At 66.5% G+C, this 16,629-nt stretch carries 17 protein-coding genes; 3 read left to right on the top strand and 14 right to left on the bottom strand.

Annotated features, from left to right (window positions below; translation table 11 throughout):
* Positions 1-4 precede the first annotated feature (4 nt).
* On the bottom strand, positions 5-1,483 hold the full coding sequence (locus AC6CHP_RS15050; RefSeq protein ID WP_498230783.1) for a molybdopterin-dependent oxidoreductase: 1,479 nt from the start codon (positions 1,481-1,483) through the stop codon (positions 5-7).
* A gap of 259 nt (positions 1,484-1,742) precedes the next feature.
* On the opposite strand from AC6CHP_RS15050, the gene moaA reads away from it, so the two are divergent.
* Positions 1,743-2,870, top strand: coding sequence for a GTP 3',8-cyclase MoaA (gene moaA, locus AC6CHP_RS15045; protein ID WP_498230729.1), 1,128 nt, complete (start codon positions 1,743-1,745; stop codon positions 2,868-2,870).
* A 5-nt stretch (positions 2,871-2,875) separates the two neighbouring features.
* Entirely contained in the window at positions 2,876-3,142 is a 267-nt protein-coding gene (locus tag AC6CHP_RS15040; RefSeq protein ID WP_188732100.1) for a MoaD/ThiS family protein, read from the top strand.
* 35 nt (positions 3,143-3,177) lie between these two features.
* Here the strand turns inward: AC6CHP_RS15040 and AC6CHP_RS15035 are convergent, their stop codons facing one another.
* From AC6CHP_RS15035 to truB, 12 genes are all read right to left on the bottom strand, one after another.
* Complete coding sequence (locus AC6CHP_RS15035) at positions 3,178-3,702, bottom strand: DUF1579 family protein (RefSeq protein WP_188732101.1); 525 nt, start codon at positions 3,700-3,702, stop codon at positions 3,178-3,180.
* Between the two features lie 69 nt (positions 3,703-3,771).
* Positions 3,772-5,115, bottom strand: a complete 1,344-nt coding sequence (locus tag AC6CHP_RS15030) for a M16 family metallopeptidase (RefSeq protein ID WP_498230726.1) — start codon at positions 5,113-5,115, stop codon at positions 3,772-3,774.
* Positions 5,116-5,240: 125 nt separating this feature from the next.
* Complete coding sequence (locus AC6CHP_RS15025) at positions 5,241-7,502, bottom strand: polyribonucleotide nucleotidyltransferase (RefSeq protein ID WP_104185193.1); 2,262 nt, start codon at positions 7,500-7,502, stop codon at positions 5,241-5,243.
* A gap of 243 nt (positions 7,503-7,745) precedes the next feature.
* Positions 7,746-8,015, bottom strand: coding sequence for a 30S ribosomal protein S15 (gene rpsO / locus AC6CHP_RS15020; RefSeq protein ID WP_013600532.1), 270 nt, complete (start codon positions 8,013-8,015; stop codon positions 7,746-7,748).
* 184 nt (positions 8,016-8,199) lie between these two features.
* A complete protein-coding gene (kynU, locus tag AC6CHP_RS15015) occupies positions 8,200-9,486 on the bottom strand; it encodes a kynureninase (RefSeq protein WP_377090179.1) in 1,287 nt (428 codons plus the stop codon).
* Complete coding sequence (gene kynA / locus AC6CHP_RS15010) at positions 9,483-10,337, bottom strand: tryptophan 2,3-dioxygenase (RefSeq protein WP_188732103.1); 855 nt, start codon at positions 10,335-10,337, stop codon at positions 9,483-9,485. Before kynA ends, kynU begins: the two co-directional genes overlap by 4 nt.
* Positions 10,338-10,364: 27 nt before the next feature.
* Entirely contained in the window at positions 10,365-11,348 is a 984-nt protein-coding gene (locus AC6CHP_RS15005) for a bifunctional riboflavin kinase/FAD synthetase (protein WP_188732104.1), read from the bottom strand.
* Between the two features lie 121 nt (positions 11,349-11,469).
* On the bottom strand, positions 11,470-11,841 hold the full coding sequence (locus AC6CHP_RS15000; protein ID WP_498230723.1) for a helix-turn-helix transcriptional regulator: 372 nt from the start codon (positions 11,839-11,841) through the stop codon (positions 11,470-11,472).
* A 21-nt stretch (positions 11,842-11,862) separates the two neighbouring features.
* The gene (locus tag AC6CHP_RS14995; protein WP_498230721.1) at positions 11,863-12,894 is read right to left on the bottom strand and encodes a TerC family protein; all 1,032 of its coding nucleotides are present in this window, start codon (positions 12,892-12,894) and stop codon (positions 11,863-11,865) included.
* 196 nt (positions 12,895-13,090) lie between these two features.
* Positions 13,091-13,549, bottom strand: coding sequence for a hypothetical protein (locus tag AC6CHP_RS14990; protein ID WP_188732107.1), 459 nt, complete (start codon positions 13,547-13,549; stop codon positions 13,091-13,093).
* A gap of 19 nt (positions 13,550-13,568) precedes the next feature.
* On the bottom strand, positions 13,569-13,922 hold the full coding sequence (locus tag AC6CHP_RS14985) for a hypothetical protein (RefSeq protein WP_498230718.1): 354 nt from the start codon (positions 13,920-13,922) through the stop codon (positions 13,569-13,571).
* Between the two features lie 2 nt (positions 13,923-13,924).
* Entirely contained in the window at positions 13,925-14,863 is a 939-nt protein-coding gene (gene truB, locus AC6CHP_RS14980) for a tRNA pseudouridine(55) synthase TruB (RefSeq protein WP_377195714.1), read from the bottom strand.
* Positions 14,864-14,956: 93 nt separating this feature from the next.
* Between truB and AC6CHP_RS14975 the strand changes: the two genes are divergently transcribed.
* Positions 14,957-16,132 (top strand): pyridoxal phosphate-dependent aminotransferase, encoded by a 1,176-nt coding sequence (locus AC6CHP_RS14975; protein WP_498230716.1) that lies wholly within the window; start codon positions 14,957-14,959, stop codon positions 16,130-16,132.
* A gap of 58 nt (positions 16,133-16,190) precedes the next feature.
* Here AC6CHP_RS14975 and trxA read toward each other — a convergent pair whose 3' ends face one another.
* The gene (gene trxA / locus AC6CHP_RS14970; protein ID WP_188732110.1) at positions 16,191-16,628 is read right to left on the bottom strand and encodes a thioredoxin; all 438 of its coding nucleotides are present in this window, start codon (positions 16,626-16,628) and stop codon (positions 16,191-16,193) included.
* Position 16,629: the final 1 nt, after the last annotated feature.

Genomic DNA, 16,629 nt, shown 5'->3' with positions numbered 1-16,629 from the left:
GCGTTCAGGGTGTCACGTCCACTCTAATCGTGTGGAGCCCGGTGGCTCCGTCCGGGACAACCGGCCGGCTCCGCTCGTCCTGGATGCGTCCCGCGAGGTCCGTGGCACGGACCTGGACTTCATACTGGCCCTCCGTCAGCTCCACTCCCAGTTTCCATTGGTACCAGGTGTCCGCCGAGATACCTTGGGCCAGGTCTGCCTGGCGCCAGGGTCCGCGGTTCAGCCGCAGTTCCACCCTGCCGATGCCTGTGTGCTGCGCCCAGGCGACACCGCCGAACATTATGGTTCCGGCCTGCACCTGCCGTCCGGGGCGGGGCACGTCGATCCTCGAAGAGGTCTTGATGGGCCCACGCTCGGACCAGCCCCGCGGCGTCCAGTAGGCAACGTCGTCCGCGAACCGGGTGACTTTCAGCTCCGTGACCCACTTGGTGGCCGAGACGTACCCGTACAGCCCGGGCACCACCAGCCTCACAGGGAAGCCGTGCTCGAGGGGCAGCGGCTCGCCGTTCATGGCGACGGCGAGCAGTGCGTCCCGGCCGTCGCTGAGCACGTCAAGCGGCGTGCCGGCCGTCCAGCCGTCGGCACTTCTTGACAGCACCATGTCCGCGCCGGCCTGGGGCCCGGCCAGTGCCAGCAGTTCGCGGACGGGCCAGCCGAGCCAGCGGGCGTTGCCGATGAGGTCTCCGCCCACGGTGTTGGACACGCAGGCGATGGTGATGTGGCGTTCGGTCAGGGGTTTGGCCAGGAGGTCGGCGAAGGTCAGTTCCACTTCCCGGTCCACCAGTCCTGTGACTTTGAGGACCCACGTCGCGGGGTCCACGGCGGGGACCGTCAGGGCGGTGTCGATGCGGTAGAAGTCCTTGTTGGGGGTGACAAGCGGCTGCATGCCGTCCACTCCGGCCTCGGCGTCCCCGGGTATGGCCGGTGCAGGTGATGCGGGAACAGGCAAGGTCACGCGGCTCCGGGCCTCGCTGGCCACGGCAGCAGCACCACGCCAGAGTCCCGCCAGCAGGCCTCCTGCCGCCGTAAACACCGCTCCCCCGGCCAGAGCCTGAAGGAAACGGCGGCGTGCCGGCGGGGCACCGGGGGCAGGCTCCAGCGCTTGGGTCTCCCATTCCCGGAGCCTGCGAATGAGGAACCTGAGCAGAAGTACGGCGACGACGGCGGTGAGCACCGCCAGCACTGCCGCGTTGGCGCTGGCCTGGGCCCGGGTCAGGACGGCGGCCAGGCCCACCATGCCGAAGACGCCGATCAGCGCAGCGCCGGCAAAGCGCTTCCGGTATTCCAGGATTCCTGCCAGGGCGGCCCCTGCAGCCATCACCAGGCCCATGCCCACGAGGAGGGCCGCCTTGTCCGCGGTGCCGAACACGGCTACCGCCCAGTCCTTGACGCCCGGGGGAACGGCGTCGATCACCGCTCCGCCAACAGCGGTCACGGGTGACAGCGATGGACTGAAGAATCCGGCCAGCAGTTCCCCCAGCACGGCGGCGCTCCCCACTGCGACGGCGCCGGCGGCTGCTGCCCGCGCAGGCTGCCGCGGACCGCCGTCGTGCGTTGCCTGCCTTGGCGGCCGTGATGGCGATACCGGCCCTGATTGCGTTGCCGGCCCTGGCTCGGAGCTGCTCACACCTCCAGCATAGATTCGTGGAATACGCCTTGCGCCGGTCCTGCCGGGATTCTGTTGCCGACGTTCGCTCCGCCCCGGGTGTGATGCGCGCCCCAAGGTGGCGTAGCCTGAATTCATGAGTGTCCAGCTTGGCATGCCGCAGCCACGGGAGGAAGCAGACGCACCCCTGCCGTCAGTCCCTGCCGCCCGCCCCGGAGATGCGCCGGCCGGGCTCGCGGACCGTTACGGACGGCGGGCGACGGACATGAGGCTGTCCCTGACGGACAAATGCAACCTGCGCTGCACCTACTGCATGCCGGCGGAGGGCCTGGAGTGGCTTTCGAAGCAGGCCGTGATGACCGCTGAGGAGATCGTCCGCATCGTCGGCATTGGGGTCGGGCAGCTGGGGGTCCGCGAGCTGCGGCTGACCGGCGGCGAACCGCTGGTCCGGCACGACCTTGTGGACATCATTGCCGCCCTGCGCAGCAACCACCCGGACCTGCCGATATCCATGACCACCAACGGCGTTGGCCTGGCGAAGAAGGCTGCCGCCCTGAAGGCCGCCGGGCTGACCCGGATCAACGTGTCCCTTGACTCGCTGCACGAGGAAACCTTCACCCAGCTGACCCGCAGGCCCTTCCTGGACCAGGTGCTGGCGGGAGTGGACGCCGCGTGGGCCGCGGGTCTTGGGCCGGTCAAGCTCAACGCGGTGCTGATGCGTGGAATCAACGACGCCGAGGCGCCATCGTTGCTGGACTGGGCGCTCGGCCGCGGCTATGAGCTTCGATTCATCGAGCAGATGCCGCTGGATGCCGACCACGGCTGGACACGGCGGAACATGATCACGGCTGCCGAGATCCGCCAACTGCTCTCCGCTGACTTTGTCCTCAGCGCCGATCCCCGGGCCCGTGATGGTGCGCCGGCGGAACGTTTTGAAGTAAGACGGCGGATGGCGGGGTCCGATGGCGGGTCCGGTCCAGTGCTGGGAACCGTGGGAATCATTGCGTCCGTGACGGAACCCTTCTGCTCCGACTGCCGCCGGACCCGGATCACTGCAGAGGGCAAGATCATGAGCTGCCTCTTTTCCCGCGAGGAGTTCGATTTGCTGGGACTGCTGCGCTCGGGGGCAAGCGATGCAGCCCTCGCCCAGCGGTGGCAGGACGCAATGTGGCTCAAGCCGAAGGCCCACGGAATGGACCACGTGGGACTTGATGCTCCGGACTTCGTCCAGCCGGACCGCAGCATGAGCGCCATCGGGGGCTGAATCTCATGGACGTACGTTACTTCGCTGCCGCACGCGCTGCTGCCGGCCTGGAGGAAGAGAGCTTCCACCTGGCGGAGGGCGCCACCGTTGCGGACCTTCTGGAGGCTGTCCTGGCCGTGCAGCGCCCTGAACCTCCGGCCGGCACTCCCCCGCTGCCACGTATTCTCTCCCGGAGCAGCTTCCTCCTTAATGAAGTGGCGGTGCGTGACCACTCAGTTGTGTTAAAAGCGGACGACGTGGTGGACGTTTTGCCTCCCTTCGCCGGGGGGTAAGGAACGCCTGTCCGGCCGGTCCAGGGCGCGGGGAGTCACTCAGCTGGTACGCCGGGATCACGCCTGTACCGGGAGGTCATGAAGGGCTTGTATAAGGCTGTTGCCCCGTCAGCTGCGCTTCGGTCACGGAGATCCGTGCCAGCAGAATCATCCCGGCGGAGTTCGGCGACGTCAAAGAGGACTCCGCCTGTGACGCGCAGGGTGTGGCGGATGGAACCCGCTCCGGCGTGGCGCTCCACCTGGAGGTCCCCGTCATGCCAGGTGCAGCGCACGGGGGCATCCGGGGCGGGGTTCACGCTGTCGACGTAGTACCAGAGGACATCCCGGCGGACGGGATCGACCGTGAAGATGCCGTGGCCCTCGAAGTGGCTTCCATCCGATTCTGTGTGACGGTAGCTCTGCACCACGGCTGAGCCTCCGGCAACCAGGGTGAACGTCATTTCGGCGTCCACGGTCCGTTCCGCGCCCCAGGGGCCGGACTCGAGCCGTGTGGTCCCCCGCCACCGGCCCAGCAGGTTCGCCAGGGCCGGGTGGCCATGATCGGTGCGGGGCCGGTCCATGTTTCGTCCTCCCCTAACCCGGGCAATGACCTGCCCTCACGGGTTCATCCTAAGCCTGGGGCCCGTAAGTCAGAAGCCGAAAGTTTCAGTCTCCTCGAACGGTCCCACCACGGTCACGGTCCGGGGTGCAGCAGCCAGTTCGGCCGCGAGTTCCTGGACCTGTTCGGCGGTGACAGCCTTGATCAGGCGCAGCGTTTCGTCGATGTCCTGGTATTCGCCGGAGACGAGCTCGGCGCGGCCCAGCCGTGACATCCGGGAACCTGTGTCCTCCAGCGCCAGCACGATTCCGCCACCCAGCTGGCCCACGGCCTTGCGGAGCTCGTCCTCGGAAATCCCGTGCTCCGCCAGTTTGTCCAGCTCAACAGTAAGCAACTCCAGGACCTGCCGCACCTTCGACGGTGTGCACCCCGCGTACATGCCGAAATAGCCGGCATCAGCGTAGGAGGACGCGAAGGAGTACGTGGAGTACACGAGCCCCCGCTTCTCCCGGATCTCCTGGAACAGGCGTGAGGACATGCCCCCGCCCAGCACGGCATTCAGGACGCTCATGACGTAGCGCCTCTGGTCCGTGGCAACGATGGTGGGGCAGCCCATGATGATGTTGGCCTGTTCCACGGCGCGCTTGACCACGTGCAGCCCTGCCGTCCCCGTAATGAGGGCGCGGTCGGTGGACCTGCGTTCCACCGGCGCGGCGTCGGACTTCAGCGACCAGCCGGCCGATTCGAGGGCATCCACCACGAGGTTGCAGACGACGTCGTGGTCCAGTCCCCCGGCTGCAGTGATGACCAGCTCATCCGGCCGGTAGTACCGCTGGTAGTGTTCCCACACCGAGTCGCGGGCCACGGCCCTGATGGCGTCGGGAGTGCCGCCGATGGGGCGGCCCAGGGGGTGGCTGCCAAGCACGGCCGCCACAAAGTGCTCATGGGCGACGTCGGTGGGGTCATCGCTGTCCATCGCGATTTCCTCCAGGATGACGTCGCGCTCCTGCTCCATCTCAGCGGGGTCCAGGACAGCTCCGGTGATCATGTCCGCGATGACGTCAATGGCCATGGGCAGGTCAGTATCCAGGACACGCGCGAAGTAGCACGTGCTTTCCTTGGCCGTAGCGGCGTTTGACTCGCCGCCCACCTCGTCGAAGGCCGAAGCGATTTCCAGCGCGGTTCGGCGCCTGGTGCCCTTGAACAGGAGGTGCTCCAGGAAGTGGGTGGAGCCGTGCTGTCCCGGTGCCTCATCCCGCGAACCGACGCCCACCCAGAAACCAATGGTGGCCGACCGCTGCCCGGGCATCGCCTCGGTGAGTACCCGCACTCCCCCGGGCAGCACCGAGCGCCGGACTTCGGAGCCGCCGTCGGAACCGTGGACCAGGGTGTCGCCGGGGTGGTTCTGCTCAAGCGGCAGGGGTACAACAGTCATTGAGGCCTTTCAAAAGGGGCAGCCGGGATCTGGCTGCCATCGTAACAGCGGCGGGGCCGGTGGATCATCCACCGGCCCCGCCGATTCATACTTCAACCTGCAGGCCGTGCCCGCAAGGCGGAATGCTAGACGTCAGCGCCTTCAGCAGGTTCCGTGGCGTGGGCACGCTCGGTCTCATCCGCGGCGCCTTCTTCCTCGGCAACTACGGGGGCGAGCGAGAGCTTTCCACGGTCGTCGATCTTGGTGATTTCCACCTGGACCTTCTGGCCGACAGAGACGACGTCGTCGACGTTGTCCACGCGCTTGCCGTTGGCCAGCTTGCGCAGTTCGGAGATGTGCAGGAGGCCGTCCTTGCCCGGGGTCAGCGAAACGAAGGCACCGAAGGTGGTGGTCTTGACGACCGTACCCAGGTAGCGCTCGCCGATTTCCGGGACCTGCGGGTTGGCGATGGCGTTGATGGCGGAGCGTGCTGCCTCGGCAGACGGACCGTTGGTGGCGCCAATGTAGACCGTGCCGTCGTCCTCGATGGAGATGTCGGCGCCGGTGTCCTCCTGGATCTGGTTGATCATCTTGCCCTTGGGGCCGATGACCTCGCCGATCTTGTCCACGGGGATCTTCACGGCGATGACGCGCGGCGCGAACTCGGAGAGCTCATCCGGGGTGTCAATGGCGGAGTCGATGACCTCGAGGATGTGCAGGCGGGCCTCGCGGGCCTGCTTCAGGGCTGCTGCCAGCACTGACGCGGGGATGCCGTCGAGCTTGGTGTCCAGCTGGATGGCCGTGACGAACTCGGACGTGCCGGCTACCTTGAAGTCCATGTCACCGAAGGCGTCTTCGGCGCCGAGGATATCGGTCAGGGCCGCGTAGCGGGTCTGGCCGTCAACCTGGTCGGACACCAGGCCCATGGCAATACCGGCGACGGCGGCCTTCAGGGGCACACCGGCGTTCAGCATGGACAGGGTGGAGGCGCAGACGGAACCCATGGACGTCGAACCGTTGGAGCTGAGAGCCTCAGACACCTGGCGGATGGCGTACGGGAACTCCTCGCGGGACGGCAGGACCGGTACGAGCGCGCGCTCTGCCAGGGCACCGTGGCCGATTTCGCGGCGCTTGGGCGAACCGACGCGGCCGGTCTCGCCGGTGGAGTACGGCGGGAAGTTGTAGTTGTGCATGTAGCGCTTGGTCTTGACCGGTGACAGCGAGTCGATCTGCTGTTCCATCTTCAGCATGTTCAGCGTGGTGACACCCATGATCTGGGTCTCGCCGCGCTCGAAGATGGCCGAGCCGTGGACGCGCGGCAGGACCTCAACCTCGGCGGTGAGCTGGCGGATGTCCGTCAGGCCACGGCCGTCGATGCGGATCTGGTCCTTGAGGATGCGCTGGCGCACAACGTGCTTGGTGACCGAGCGGAACGCTGCGGACAGCTCCTTCTCGCGGCCTTCGAACTGGCCGGCCAGGGAAGAGGTGACCTCGTCCTTCAGGGCGTCCGAAGCGTTGTCGCGCTCCTGCTTGTCAGCGATCTGGAAGACAGCGGTGAGCTTCTCAGCGGCAGCGGCCTCAACGGCGGCGTAGACGTCGTCCTCGTAGTCGAGGAAGACCGGGAACTCGACGGTCGGCTTGGCTGCACGGGCGGCGAGGTCGGCCTGGGCGTCGCACAGTGCCTTGATGAACGGCTTCGCAGCCTCAAGGCCCTCGGAGACAACCTCTTCGGTGGGGGCGGTGGCGCCCTGTTCCTTGATGAGGTTCCAGGAGTTGTCCGTGGCTTCGGCTTCCACCATCATGATGGCGACGTCGTCACCGGCGATGCGGCCGGCAACAACCATGTTGAACACGGAGTTTTCCAGCTGGGAGTGCTTGGGGAAAGCAACCCACTGTGAACCGTTTTCGTCGGCAACCAGGGCAACGCGGACGCCGCCGATGGGGCCGGAGAACGGCAGGCCGGAAAGCTGGGTGGACATGGAGGAGGCGTTGATGGCCACCACGTCGTAGAGCTCGTCCGGGTTGATGGCCAGGACGGTCACCACGATCTGGACCTCGTTGCGCAGGCCCTTAATGAAGGCGGGGCGCAGCGGGCGGTCCATCAGGCGGCAGGCCAGGATGGCTTCGGTGGACGGACGTCCTTCGCGGCGGAAGAACGAGCCCGGGATGCGGCCGGCAGCGTACATGCGCTCTTCGACGTCGACCGTCAGCGGGAAGAAGTCGAAGCCTTCACGCGGGTGCTTGCCGGCGGTGGTGGCGGACAGCAGTGCGGTGTCGTCGTCGATGTACACCATTGCCGCGCCGGCTGCCTGCTTGGCAAGGCGGCCGGTTTCAAAGCGGATGACCCGCTTGCCGAATCGGCCGTTGTCAATGACTGCTTCTGAGAACTGGATTTCGGGACCCTCCAAGAGAGTCACCTCCGTTTCTGTTTTTACGGAAGTCCAGCCGCATCAACCCAGCCAGCATCTGTCTACTGGCCCTGCACCCGGTCATCGATCGAGACCCACGGGCCGGGGCTTCCGTCAAGGAAGCCGTTCCCGGGGATCACTACCGAGGACCGCGAATGCGTGATGCGGTTGATCCTCCTGTTTAGTTATTCAGGTGAAGAAGGCGGCCCGTTCCACGGAGGGAAGGGCCGCCCCAAAGTGTGACTAGCGGCGCAGGCCGAGGCGCTCGATGAGCGAACGGTAGCGGGCGATGTCAGTCTTCTTGAGGTAGCTCAGCATGCGCTTGCGACGACCAACCATGGCCAGCAGACCGCGCTGGGTGTGGTAGTCGTGCTTGTGCTCCTTCATGTGCTCAGTCAGATCCTTGATCCGCTGGGTCAGGACTGCAACCTGGACCTCGGGTGAACCGGTGTCACCTTCGCCGGTTGCGTATTCCTTGATGATGGACTGCTTTACAGCGGCGTCAAGTGCCACAATATCTCCTTGGGATGTGCCGTGAGGGCCCAGGTCAGTACTTCACTGCCGGGTCTGCTGCCGCGGCGGGCAACCGGAAACCGGTCAGCGCCGTACGCAACAGGAACCAGCCGCCACGGACTGCAGCCGGATCCATCGTTCAGTTTACCGGCCGGTGCCTAATCTTGTCGAAACAGTGCCCGCGTTATGCCTGGAGGCGGTTCCGCATTGCCTCCATGCCCTGCAGGACCTCCCGGAAACTGGTGCTCAGCGGGGAGAGGCCCACGCGGATGCCGTGCGGAGCTCGGAAGTCCGGAATGACGTCCCCGTCCCAGAGCGCCTCCACGGTTGCCTTGGTGAATTCGGGGTGGTCCACAGTGATGTGGCTGCCCCGCCGGGCGGGATCGCGCGGCGTGGCCAGCTCCGCCCCGAGGGGAGCCAGCAGGGCGTCAAAAACCTCGACGGCGAAGGCCGTCAGCTTCTCCGATTTCTCCCGGATGGCTGCCATGGACGCTTCCTCGATCAGGTCAAGGGTGCCCTGCATGGCGATCATTCCGAGGATGGCGGGCGTTCCGCTGAGGAAGCCGCGGATCCCGGCGGCCGGCTCGTATCCTGCCGCCATCTCAAAGGCGTCCTTGCGGCCCATCCACCCCCAGATCGGCTGGTTGAGCGACGGCAGGTGCCGGTGGTTCACGTAGGCAAACGCCGGCGACCCCGGTCCCCCGTTGAGGTATTTGTAGGTGCAGCCCGCGGCGAAGTCCACACCCGCCGCATCCAGCCCGATCTCTACCGACCCCGCGGAATGGCACAGGTCCCACACCACCAGCGCACCGGCGTCGTGCACTGCCGCCGTGATGGCGGGAAGGTCGGCCAGGTGGCCGGAACGGTAGGCGATCTGGCTGAGGAGGACGACGGCGGTGCGTGGCCCGGTTGCCTGCCGCACCTGCTCAACGGTTACCCCGGCGGCCGGATCCGCCTGGATCCAGCGGAGGGTCAGCCCCTCTTCCAGCGCTATGCCTTCCACCAGGTAGCGGTCCGTGGGAAAGTTTTCGGTGTCCAGGACCAGCTCGTTGCGCTCGGGGTCGGCCACAGCCGCGAGGGCGGCACGGATCAGCTTGTACAGCACCACGGTGGTGGAGTCCGCAATGATGGTCTGGCCGGGAGCCGCTCCCAGCACTGCCCGGCCCAGCTGGTCACCGATGGCCTGGGGCATCGCGAGCCAGTGTTCATCCCAGCTGCGGATGAGGCGGCCTCCCCATTCTTCGCGGATGAAGGCGGCGACGTCGTCGGCGGTCCGGTTGAGGGGCCGGCCCAGGGAGTTGCCGTCCAGGTAGGACACGGGGGTGTCCGAGCCGATGAAGTGGTGGCGGTAGTGGGCCAGCGGATCATGGCTGTCCAGCTCTTCCGCGCGCTGCTGCAAAGTCATGGCTGCCTTTCCGTGGACCGGCTGGTGGTTGGTGTCCGTGCGGAAGGTCCCCTGGTGCGTGCTCATTGGCCGATTTCCGTCCGGACTGCGAACAGTTCGGGGAAGAACGTCAGTTCCAGGGCCTTCTGCAGGAAGGCCGCGCCGCTCGAGCCGCCGGTGCCCGCTTTCATGCCGATGGTCCGCTGGACCGTCCGGAGGTGGCGGAACCGCCACAGCTGGAAATTGTCCTCAAGGTCCACCAGCTCCTCGCAGGCCTCGTAAGCGCCCCAGTTGGCTGCGGCATTCTCGTAGATGTGCTTGAACAGTGGCACCAGTTCCGGTGTGTACTCGTGGGCCCTGGTCACGTCCCGCTGGAGGACCGACGCCGGAACGTCGAAGCCCTGCCGGGCGAGGTAGGCCAGGAATTCGTCGTAGATGCTGGGGGCTGCCAGCAGTTCCTCCAGCATGGCGTGCGCTTCCGGGTCCGACTCGAACACCGGGAGCATCTTGCGGTTCTTGTTGCCCAGTACGAACTCAACCGCCCGGTACTGGCTCGACTGGAAGCCCGAGGAGTTGCCCAGGAAGCCGCGGAACTGGGAATACTCGGTGGGGGTCAGCGTGGCCAGGACCGACCACTGCTCGGTCAGGGTCTTCTGGATGTGTTTGACCCGGGCAATGCCCTTCAGCGCTGATCCGAGGTCATCGGCCCGGAGCCACGCCGCGGCGCTGCGCAGTTCATGCAGGACCAGCTTGAGCCACAGCTCGGTGGTCTGGTGCTGGATGATGAAGAGCATTTCATCGTGGTGCTCGGGCTCACTGACCGGCTGCTGCGCGCTGAGGAGGGTTGGCAGCTGGAGGTAGGAGGAGTAGCTCATCCGTGAGCTGAAGTCGCGGACGATGCCTTTGTCCAGCTTCCGGGTGTTCTTGTCGACGGACACGGTGCTGCCTTTCCCTGGTGGGCGCCCCTAGCGCCTGGCCAGCAGCTCGTGTGCCTGGACGACGTCCAGGCGCATCTGCTCCACGAGTGCTTCCGGCCCACGGTAGGCCACCATGCCCCGGAGGCGGGCAACGAATTCCACAACTACTGTCTGGCCGTACAGATCGAAATCTTCCACGTCCTCTTTTGGCCGGTCGATCACGTGGGCTTCCACTTGGCGGCTGACGCCGTCGAACGTGGGGTTTGAGCCCACGGAAATAGCCGCGGGCCACCGGGTCCCTGCCTGGTCCACCAGCCATCCGGCGTAAATGCCGTCGGCAGGAATCAGTCCACTGGCGTTGCTGGCCAGGTTGGCGGTGGGGAATCCGAGCGCACGGCCGCGTGCGGCGCCGTGGACAACCTCGCCACGCATCCGGTGCGGACGTCCCAGGACAGCGGAGGCCGTTGCAACGTCACCCTCCTGCAGGGCTTCCCGCACCCAGGTGGAGGAACATCGGCGGTCCGTGCCGTCGTCGTCATGCAGGGGGTAGCCCTCGGAGCCGAACTCGCTGATCACCTGCACCTCGAACCCGAACTTCCGGCCGAGCTCCTTCATGGTGTCCAGGTCCCCGGAATTGCCGCGGCCGAAGCGTACATCGTGGCCGATCACAACGTGGCCGGCATGCAGGCAGTCCACCAGGTACTGCTCCACGAAGTCCTCGGGGGTGAGGCTGGCCAGGTCCAGCGAGTACTTCATGACCAGGATGGCGTCCAGGCCCAACTCCCCCAGCGCCTCCAGCTTGTCCTGCAAACCCATGATCAGCTCAGGCGCGGACTCGGGACGGTGGACCTGGGCAGGGTGCGGGTCGAAGGTGACCACAACCGCTTTGGACCTTGTGATCCGGGCCGTGCGGATCAGTTCGGACAGCACCTGCTGGTGCCCCCGGTGAACGCCGTCGAAGTTCCCAATGGTGACCACAGATGGGCCGAAGTCCGCCGGGACCTCGGACGGATCGTTCCAGATGTAGACCATCACCCTCGCCTTAACCGCTTGCAAGTATCAATGTTCGGGCCTGGTACCGGCCGCGGAACTCTCTAAGATTACCTGCATTCGGGGGCCCGCCCGGACGCCGGGAACGGCACGGGCCGGGCGGTTACTCTTCCGCCGCCGCTGCCGGCCGCCCGTCCGGAGCCGGTGCGGCAAACAGGCGGATGAGCCCGTCCACTTCCTGCGCGGCAGTTGCAGGATGCCGGAAATGCTGGTGCGGCCGGATGGTGTAGTGGGTCCTGCGCCCCACCCTTGCCCGCTGGAGGTATCCCGCAGTTTCAAGGTCCTTGAGGATCTGGAGGGCGGCCCGGGTGGTGATGCCCACCCGCTCGGCGATGTCTGCCACCAGGATGTCCGGATCCGCTGCCACGGACAGCAGGACGTGCCCGTGGTTGGTGAGGAAGGTCCAGGCGGGCCGGGCGGGCCCGCCTGGACGTGGAGCTTCCTGGCCGCTGCCGATGGAACTTTCAGCCGTCATGGATGCTCCGTTGTTTCGGGGTTATGGATAGTTGGTCCTGCTTGGTTCGCGGCGGCGCCACAGCGGTTCAAGGGCTGCCATCTCCTCGGGTGATGCTGTCCCGAACGGAGCACGCTCCGGCGCGGGAAGCGGCCGGCGGCCCTGGCCGCGCGTTGCCCACAGGCTGGCTGCCACCGATACCAGGAGGATCGCGGCAATGACGGCCAGGGAAACGGGCGTGGGGATGTAGTAGATGTCGATCTTCAGGAACATCTTAATGCCCACCCAGATCAGGACGAGCGCCAGGCCGGTCTTGAGGTAGATGAACCGGTGGATAAGGTCCGCCAGGAGGAAGTACATGGCCCGGAGGCCCAGGATGGCGAACGCGTTTGCGGTGAACACGAGGAACACGTCATCGGTGACGGCGAAGATCGCGGGGATGGAGTCAACAGCGAAGATGATGTCCGTGACCTCAACGAGGACCAGGACCGCCAGCAGCGGGGTGGCCAGGAGGACGCCGTGCCGCCGGATGAGGAACCGCTGCCCGTGGAAATCATTGGTCATGGGTACGTGCCGGCGGAACAGCTTCAACGCCCGGGACTTTTCCGGGTCCAGGTGGTCGTCCCGGTGCCGGATCATCCGGTAGCCGGTTACAAAAAGGAACGCCGCGAAAATGTAGAGCACCCACCCTGCGCTGGCGATGATGGCGGCGCCTGCGGCGATGAAGATGCCCCGGAACACCAGGGCGCCCAGGACACCGAAGAATAGGACCCGGTGCTGGTACTCCCGGGGCACCGCGAAGTAGGTGAAGATGATGGCCCAGATAAAGACGTTGTCCACGGCGAGGGACTTCTCGATCAGGTAGCCGGCAAAATATTGCTGGCCGAACTCCGCGCCGTAAACCTGCCAGACCAGCACGCCGAAGCCGACACCGAAGGCCACCCAGACCGCGGACCACAATGCTGCCTCCCGCACCCCGATCACATGGGCTTTGCGGTGCGCGAAGAGGTCAAGGGCAAGCATCAGGACAATGAAAAGAAGTACGGCCAGCCAGGCCCATAGGGGAACGTTCATCAGGGGGAACCTGCTTCCAGTCAGATGTACCAACTGGAGGTCTTTCCCGGCTCCCTGCGGGAGCCTGCCCCGCCGGGCCGCTCAGGGGCGGCCGGACTGACGACGAGGCATTCGGGGGATACTCCCCTCCACACAAAATAGTGAAGCATATTTCATGTGTTCCGGCAAGGGTGCGCCAGTCCGGGAGGAAAGTTCCTCAGGCGGAGGTCCGTGCCCCCGGGCGCCGGCGGTACAGCCACACCAGCCCCAAAATGGGCAGCAGCAGCGGGATAAACGCATAGCCGCGGCCAAACAGCGACCATACGGTTTCATGCGGGAACTGGACGGGGTCGAAGAGGCTCAGGGCGCCCACCACCAGCACCCCGACAAGTTCCACCAGCACTGCGGCAACCGACACCTTGAACCAGGTACTTCCGGCCTTTGCCAGTGAGACGGTGGCCACCACGTACACGACGGCGGCGAAGGCGGAGAGCAGGTACGCGAGCGGCGCCTCGGAGAACTTGGTGAGGATCTGGTAGCCCGCCCGCGCGGAGGCAGAAATCGCGAAGACGGCGTAGACGGCGATGAGCAGCCGCCCTGGGCCGGTGTTCCGGCTGTTGGAGGCGCTGCTGCCGGCGTGGTCCTGCCCGGCGGTTGTGGTGTGCTGGTCTTTCACGTTGCGTGCTTCTTCCACTTCAGTACCAGATCTGGTTCATGCGGGCAGCCATGACCAGCGCGGTTACGCCGACGGCGGCCAGGACAAAGTTGCTCCACCTGGTCCGTTCCAGGATGGACCAGTAGACGGCGGCCGGGGGCAGGAGCATGGCGGTGACCAGGTAGCCCCAGAACTCCCACGCCTCGCCGGCGATGGGCTCGCCGGCAAACACCCGGATGACGGATCCCACCAGGTAGACGAGGAGGGCGACCTCCACCGCGGCCACGGACAGGATCGTGACGTCGTTCGGCGCCTTCTTGAGGATGCCCGCCGCAAGGCACACCGCGGTGGACAGGAGCCCGACAACCAGGATGATGTAGAAATACGCGTCCACCGTCAGCCCTCCACGGGGTTCCGGACCGGCGGGGCGCCGTTGCCGGGAGCGAACACCAGCACGGGTTTGGCGAAGCTGCCCGCATCGGCCAGGAGTGCCACCAGGCTTCCGTCCGGCGCGAAAGCGGCTGCGGGGTGGTCGGCGGTGGCAGCGTCGGGGCTTCCGGGAACGGCGCCGGCGGCGATGCGCCGGCCAAAGGAGATCTCGGTGGTTTCTTCTGCGCTGAGCTCGCGGTTAGGCATCAGGGCCCGGGCAGCCTGCGACATTTCCAGGACGTTGAGCTCCTCGGCCAGCTGGTCCAGGGTGCGCGCCTGGTCCAGTGAGTAGGGGCCCACGTGGGTCCTGCGGAGCGCGGTGAGGTGTCCGCCTACTCCCAGTGCATTGCCCAGGTCCCGGGCGAGGGCGCGGATGTACGTGCCGGAGGAGCATTCCACGGTGACGTCCAGGTCCACGACGTCCGCCTCGGGGTCCCGCCGGATGGCGTGCACCTCGAACCTGTGGATGGTGACAGGGCGGGCGGCCAGTTTCACGTCTTCACCGGACCGCACGCGCGCGTAGGCGCGTTCCCCGTTGACTTTGATGGCGCTGACGCTGCTGGGCACCTGCTGGATGTCGCCCGTCAGGGCCGCAACGCCGTCGTGAATTCCCTGCTCACTGACCCCGGACGTGCCGGCCGCGGCAATGACGTCGCCTTCGGCGTCGTCCGTCACGGTGGACTGGCCCAGGCGGATGGTGGCGGTGTAGGTCTTGGAGGTGCCCACGATGTAGGTGAGCAGCCGGGTTGCCTTGTTGATACCCACCACCAGGACGCCGGTGGCCATAGGGTCAAGCGTTCCGGCGTGCCCTACTTTCCGGGTGCCTGCGAGGCGCCGCATCCGGCCAACCACATCATGGCTGGTCCATCCCTGCGGCTTGTCCACTATCACCAGTCCAGAAAGCACGCCTCCCAGTATATCGGCGCTGGTCCCGGCCCCTGCCCACGCCCGGGCACCGGCACTCCGGAGGCGGTTCCAGCGCCAGCTAGGATGGCAGGCATGCCTGAGCTTGCCGCCCATGTCCGCGACGTGCCCGTCAACCAGATCCGCGAAATCACCGAGGCCGCGTGGCGCACCCCCGGCGCCCTGGTGCTCAGCATCGGCGAGCCGGGCTTTCCGGTCCCCCGGCATGTGCTGGAAGCAGCCATGGCGTGCCTGGACCGGGATGAGACGAATTACACTCCGAACGCCGGCATCCCGGCACTGCGGGAAGCGTTCGCGGCGCGGTTCCGTGAACGCGCCGGCATCAGCCCCGGCGGCATCGACAGCATCGGCGCCGACCGGGTGTACGTGGTGGACGGCGCCCAGCAGGGCCTGCACTTTGCCATGAGCCTGCTGCTCTCCCCCGGCGACGAAATCCTGGTCCCCAACCCCGGCTACCCCACCTTTGCGATGACCGCCCGGTTGCTGAACGCTGTCCCCGTGGGCTACCCGCTCTACCCGGACCACGGTTTCCAGCCCAGGCCCGCGGACATCGAGGCGCTCGTCACGGACCGCACGCGGGTACTGGTCCTGAACTCCCCCTCCAACCCGCTCGGCGCCGTGCTGGGCGAGGACCTGACCCGGGAACTGATGGATCTGGCCCGCCGTCACGATCTCTGGGTCATCTCCGACGAATGCTATGAGGCCTTCACCTACGATGTGTCGCACGTCAGCCCCGCAAGGTTCGACGGCGATGCGCCGGGTGACGCGCGCGTCTTCACCTCCCTGACCCTGTCCAAGACCTACGGGCTCACCGGGCTGCGCATCGGCGCGCTGATCTGCCCGCCCGGCATCAAGCAGAAGATGGACAATGTGATGGAGGCGATTGTCTCCTGCGTCGCTTCACCGTCCCAGTACGCTGCACTCGCTGCCCTGACCGGGCCGCAGGACTATGTGCAGCACGCACACGGGCACTACCGGGCGAACCGCGATGCGGCGTCCGCCGTGCTTGACGCGAAGGGAATCCCCTACCTCAAGGCGCAGGGGGCGTTCTATCTGTGGGCGGATGTCTCCCACGCCACCGGCGGGGACGTCCGCAGCTGGGTGCGGCGGTTCCTCGCAGATTCGGGTGTTGCCCTGGCCCCGGGGACTGCCTTCGGTTCCATCGGCGAAGGGTGGGTCCGGGTGGCCCTGTGCGGACGGCAGGAAGACCTGGTGGAGGGCCTGGGTAGGCTGCCGGACAGGGCTGATTAGGCCAGTGTCTGCCGGCTGCCGGGCCGGTCCCGGCAGGGTTAGTGCCGCCGGGGAGGGGCTAGTTTCCCTTTCCCGCCAGTGCCCCGTCCAACCACGAACGGAGTACCTCCGCGGGGGCCGCCCCAGCCTGGCGGGCGGCCACCTTGCCATCAACCATCACCATCAGCGTGGGAATTGCCTGTACATCGAATCTGCGCGACAGGCCCGGGGACTTGTCCACGTCCACTTTGACGAGCTTGATCCGGCCGGGCCGTTCCCTGGCCAGCTTGTCCAGCACCGGGCTCACCATCCGACACGGGCCGCACCAGGCAGCCCAGAAGTCCACCATCACGGGAACGGGTGACTGCTCGGCGACGGCCGCGAAGTCACCATCCCCTGCGGCCACGATCCAGGGCAGGTCCGCTTTGCAGTTGCCGCAGCGCGGCCGGCCGGCCGCCTGGGCCGGGACCCTGTTGGTCTTTCCGCAGGCTGGACACGTGGTGAGTGCAGGTTCCATT

This window comes from Pseudarthrobacter sp. GQ63 (genome assembly GCF_059758765.1).
This window is presented reverse-complemented; position numbering and strand designations above follow the sequence as displayed.

Coding starts and splice junctions, on each gene's coding strand:
- moaA (WP_498230729.1), top strand. CDS start 1,743: ATGAGTGTCCAGCTTGGCATGCCGCAGCCACGGGAGGAAGCAGACGCA.
- AC6CHP_RS15040 (WP_188732100.1), top strand. CDS start 2,876: ATGGACGTACGTTACTTCGCTGCCGCACGCGCTGCTGCCGGCCTGGAG.
- AC6CHP_RS15035 (WP_188732101.1), bottom strand. CDS start 3,702: ATGGACCGGCCCCGCACCGATCATGGCCACCCGGCCCTGGCGAACCTG.
- AC6CHP_RS15030 (WP_498230726.1), bottom strand. CDS start 5,115: ATGACTGTTGTACCCCTGCCGCTTGAGCAGAACCACCCCGGCGACACC.
- kynU (WP_377090179.1), bottom strand. CDS start 9,486: ATGAGCACGCACCAGGGGACCTTCCGCACGGACACCAACCACCAGCCG.
- AC6CHP_RS15005 (WP_188732104.1), bottom strand. CDS start 11,348: ATGGTCTACATCTGGAACGATCCGTCCGAGGTCCCGGCGGACTTCGGC.
- AC6CHP_RS15000 (WP_498230723.1), bottom strand. CDS start 11,841: ATGACGGCTGAAAGTTCCATCGGCAGCGGCCAGGAAGCTCCACGTCCA.
- AC6CHP_RS14995 (WP_498230721.1), bottom strand. CDS start 12,894: ATGAACGTTCCCCTATGGGCCTGGCTGGCCGTACTTCTTTTCATTGTC.
- AC6CHP_RS14975 (WP_498230716.1), top strand. CDS start 14,957: ATGCCTGAGCTTGCCGCCCATGTCCGCGACGTGCCCGTCAACCAGATC.
- trxA (WP_188732110.1), bottom strand. CDS start 16,628: ATGGAACCTGCACTCACCACGTGTCCAGCCTGCGGAAAGACCAACAGG.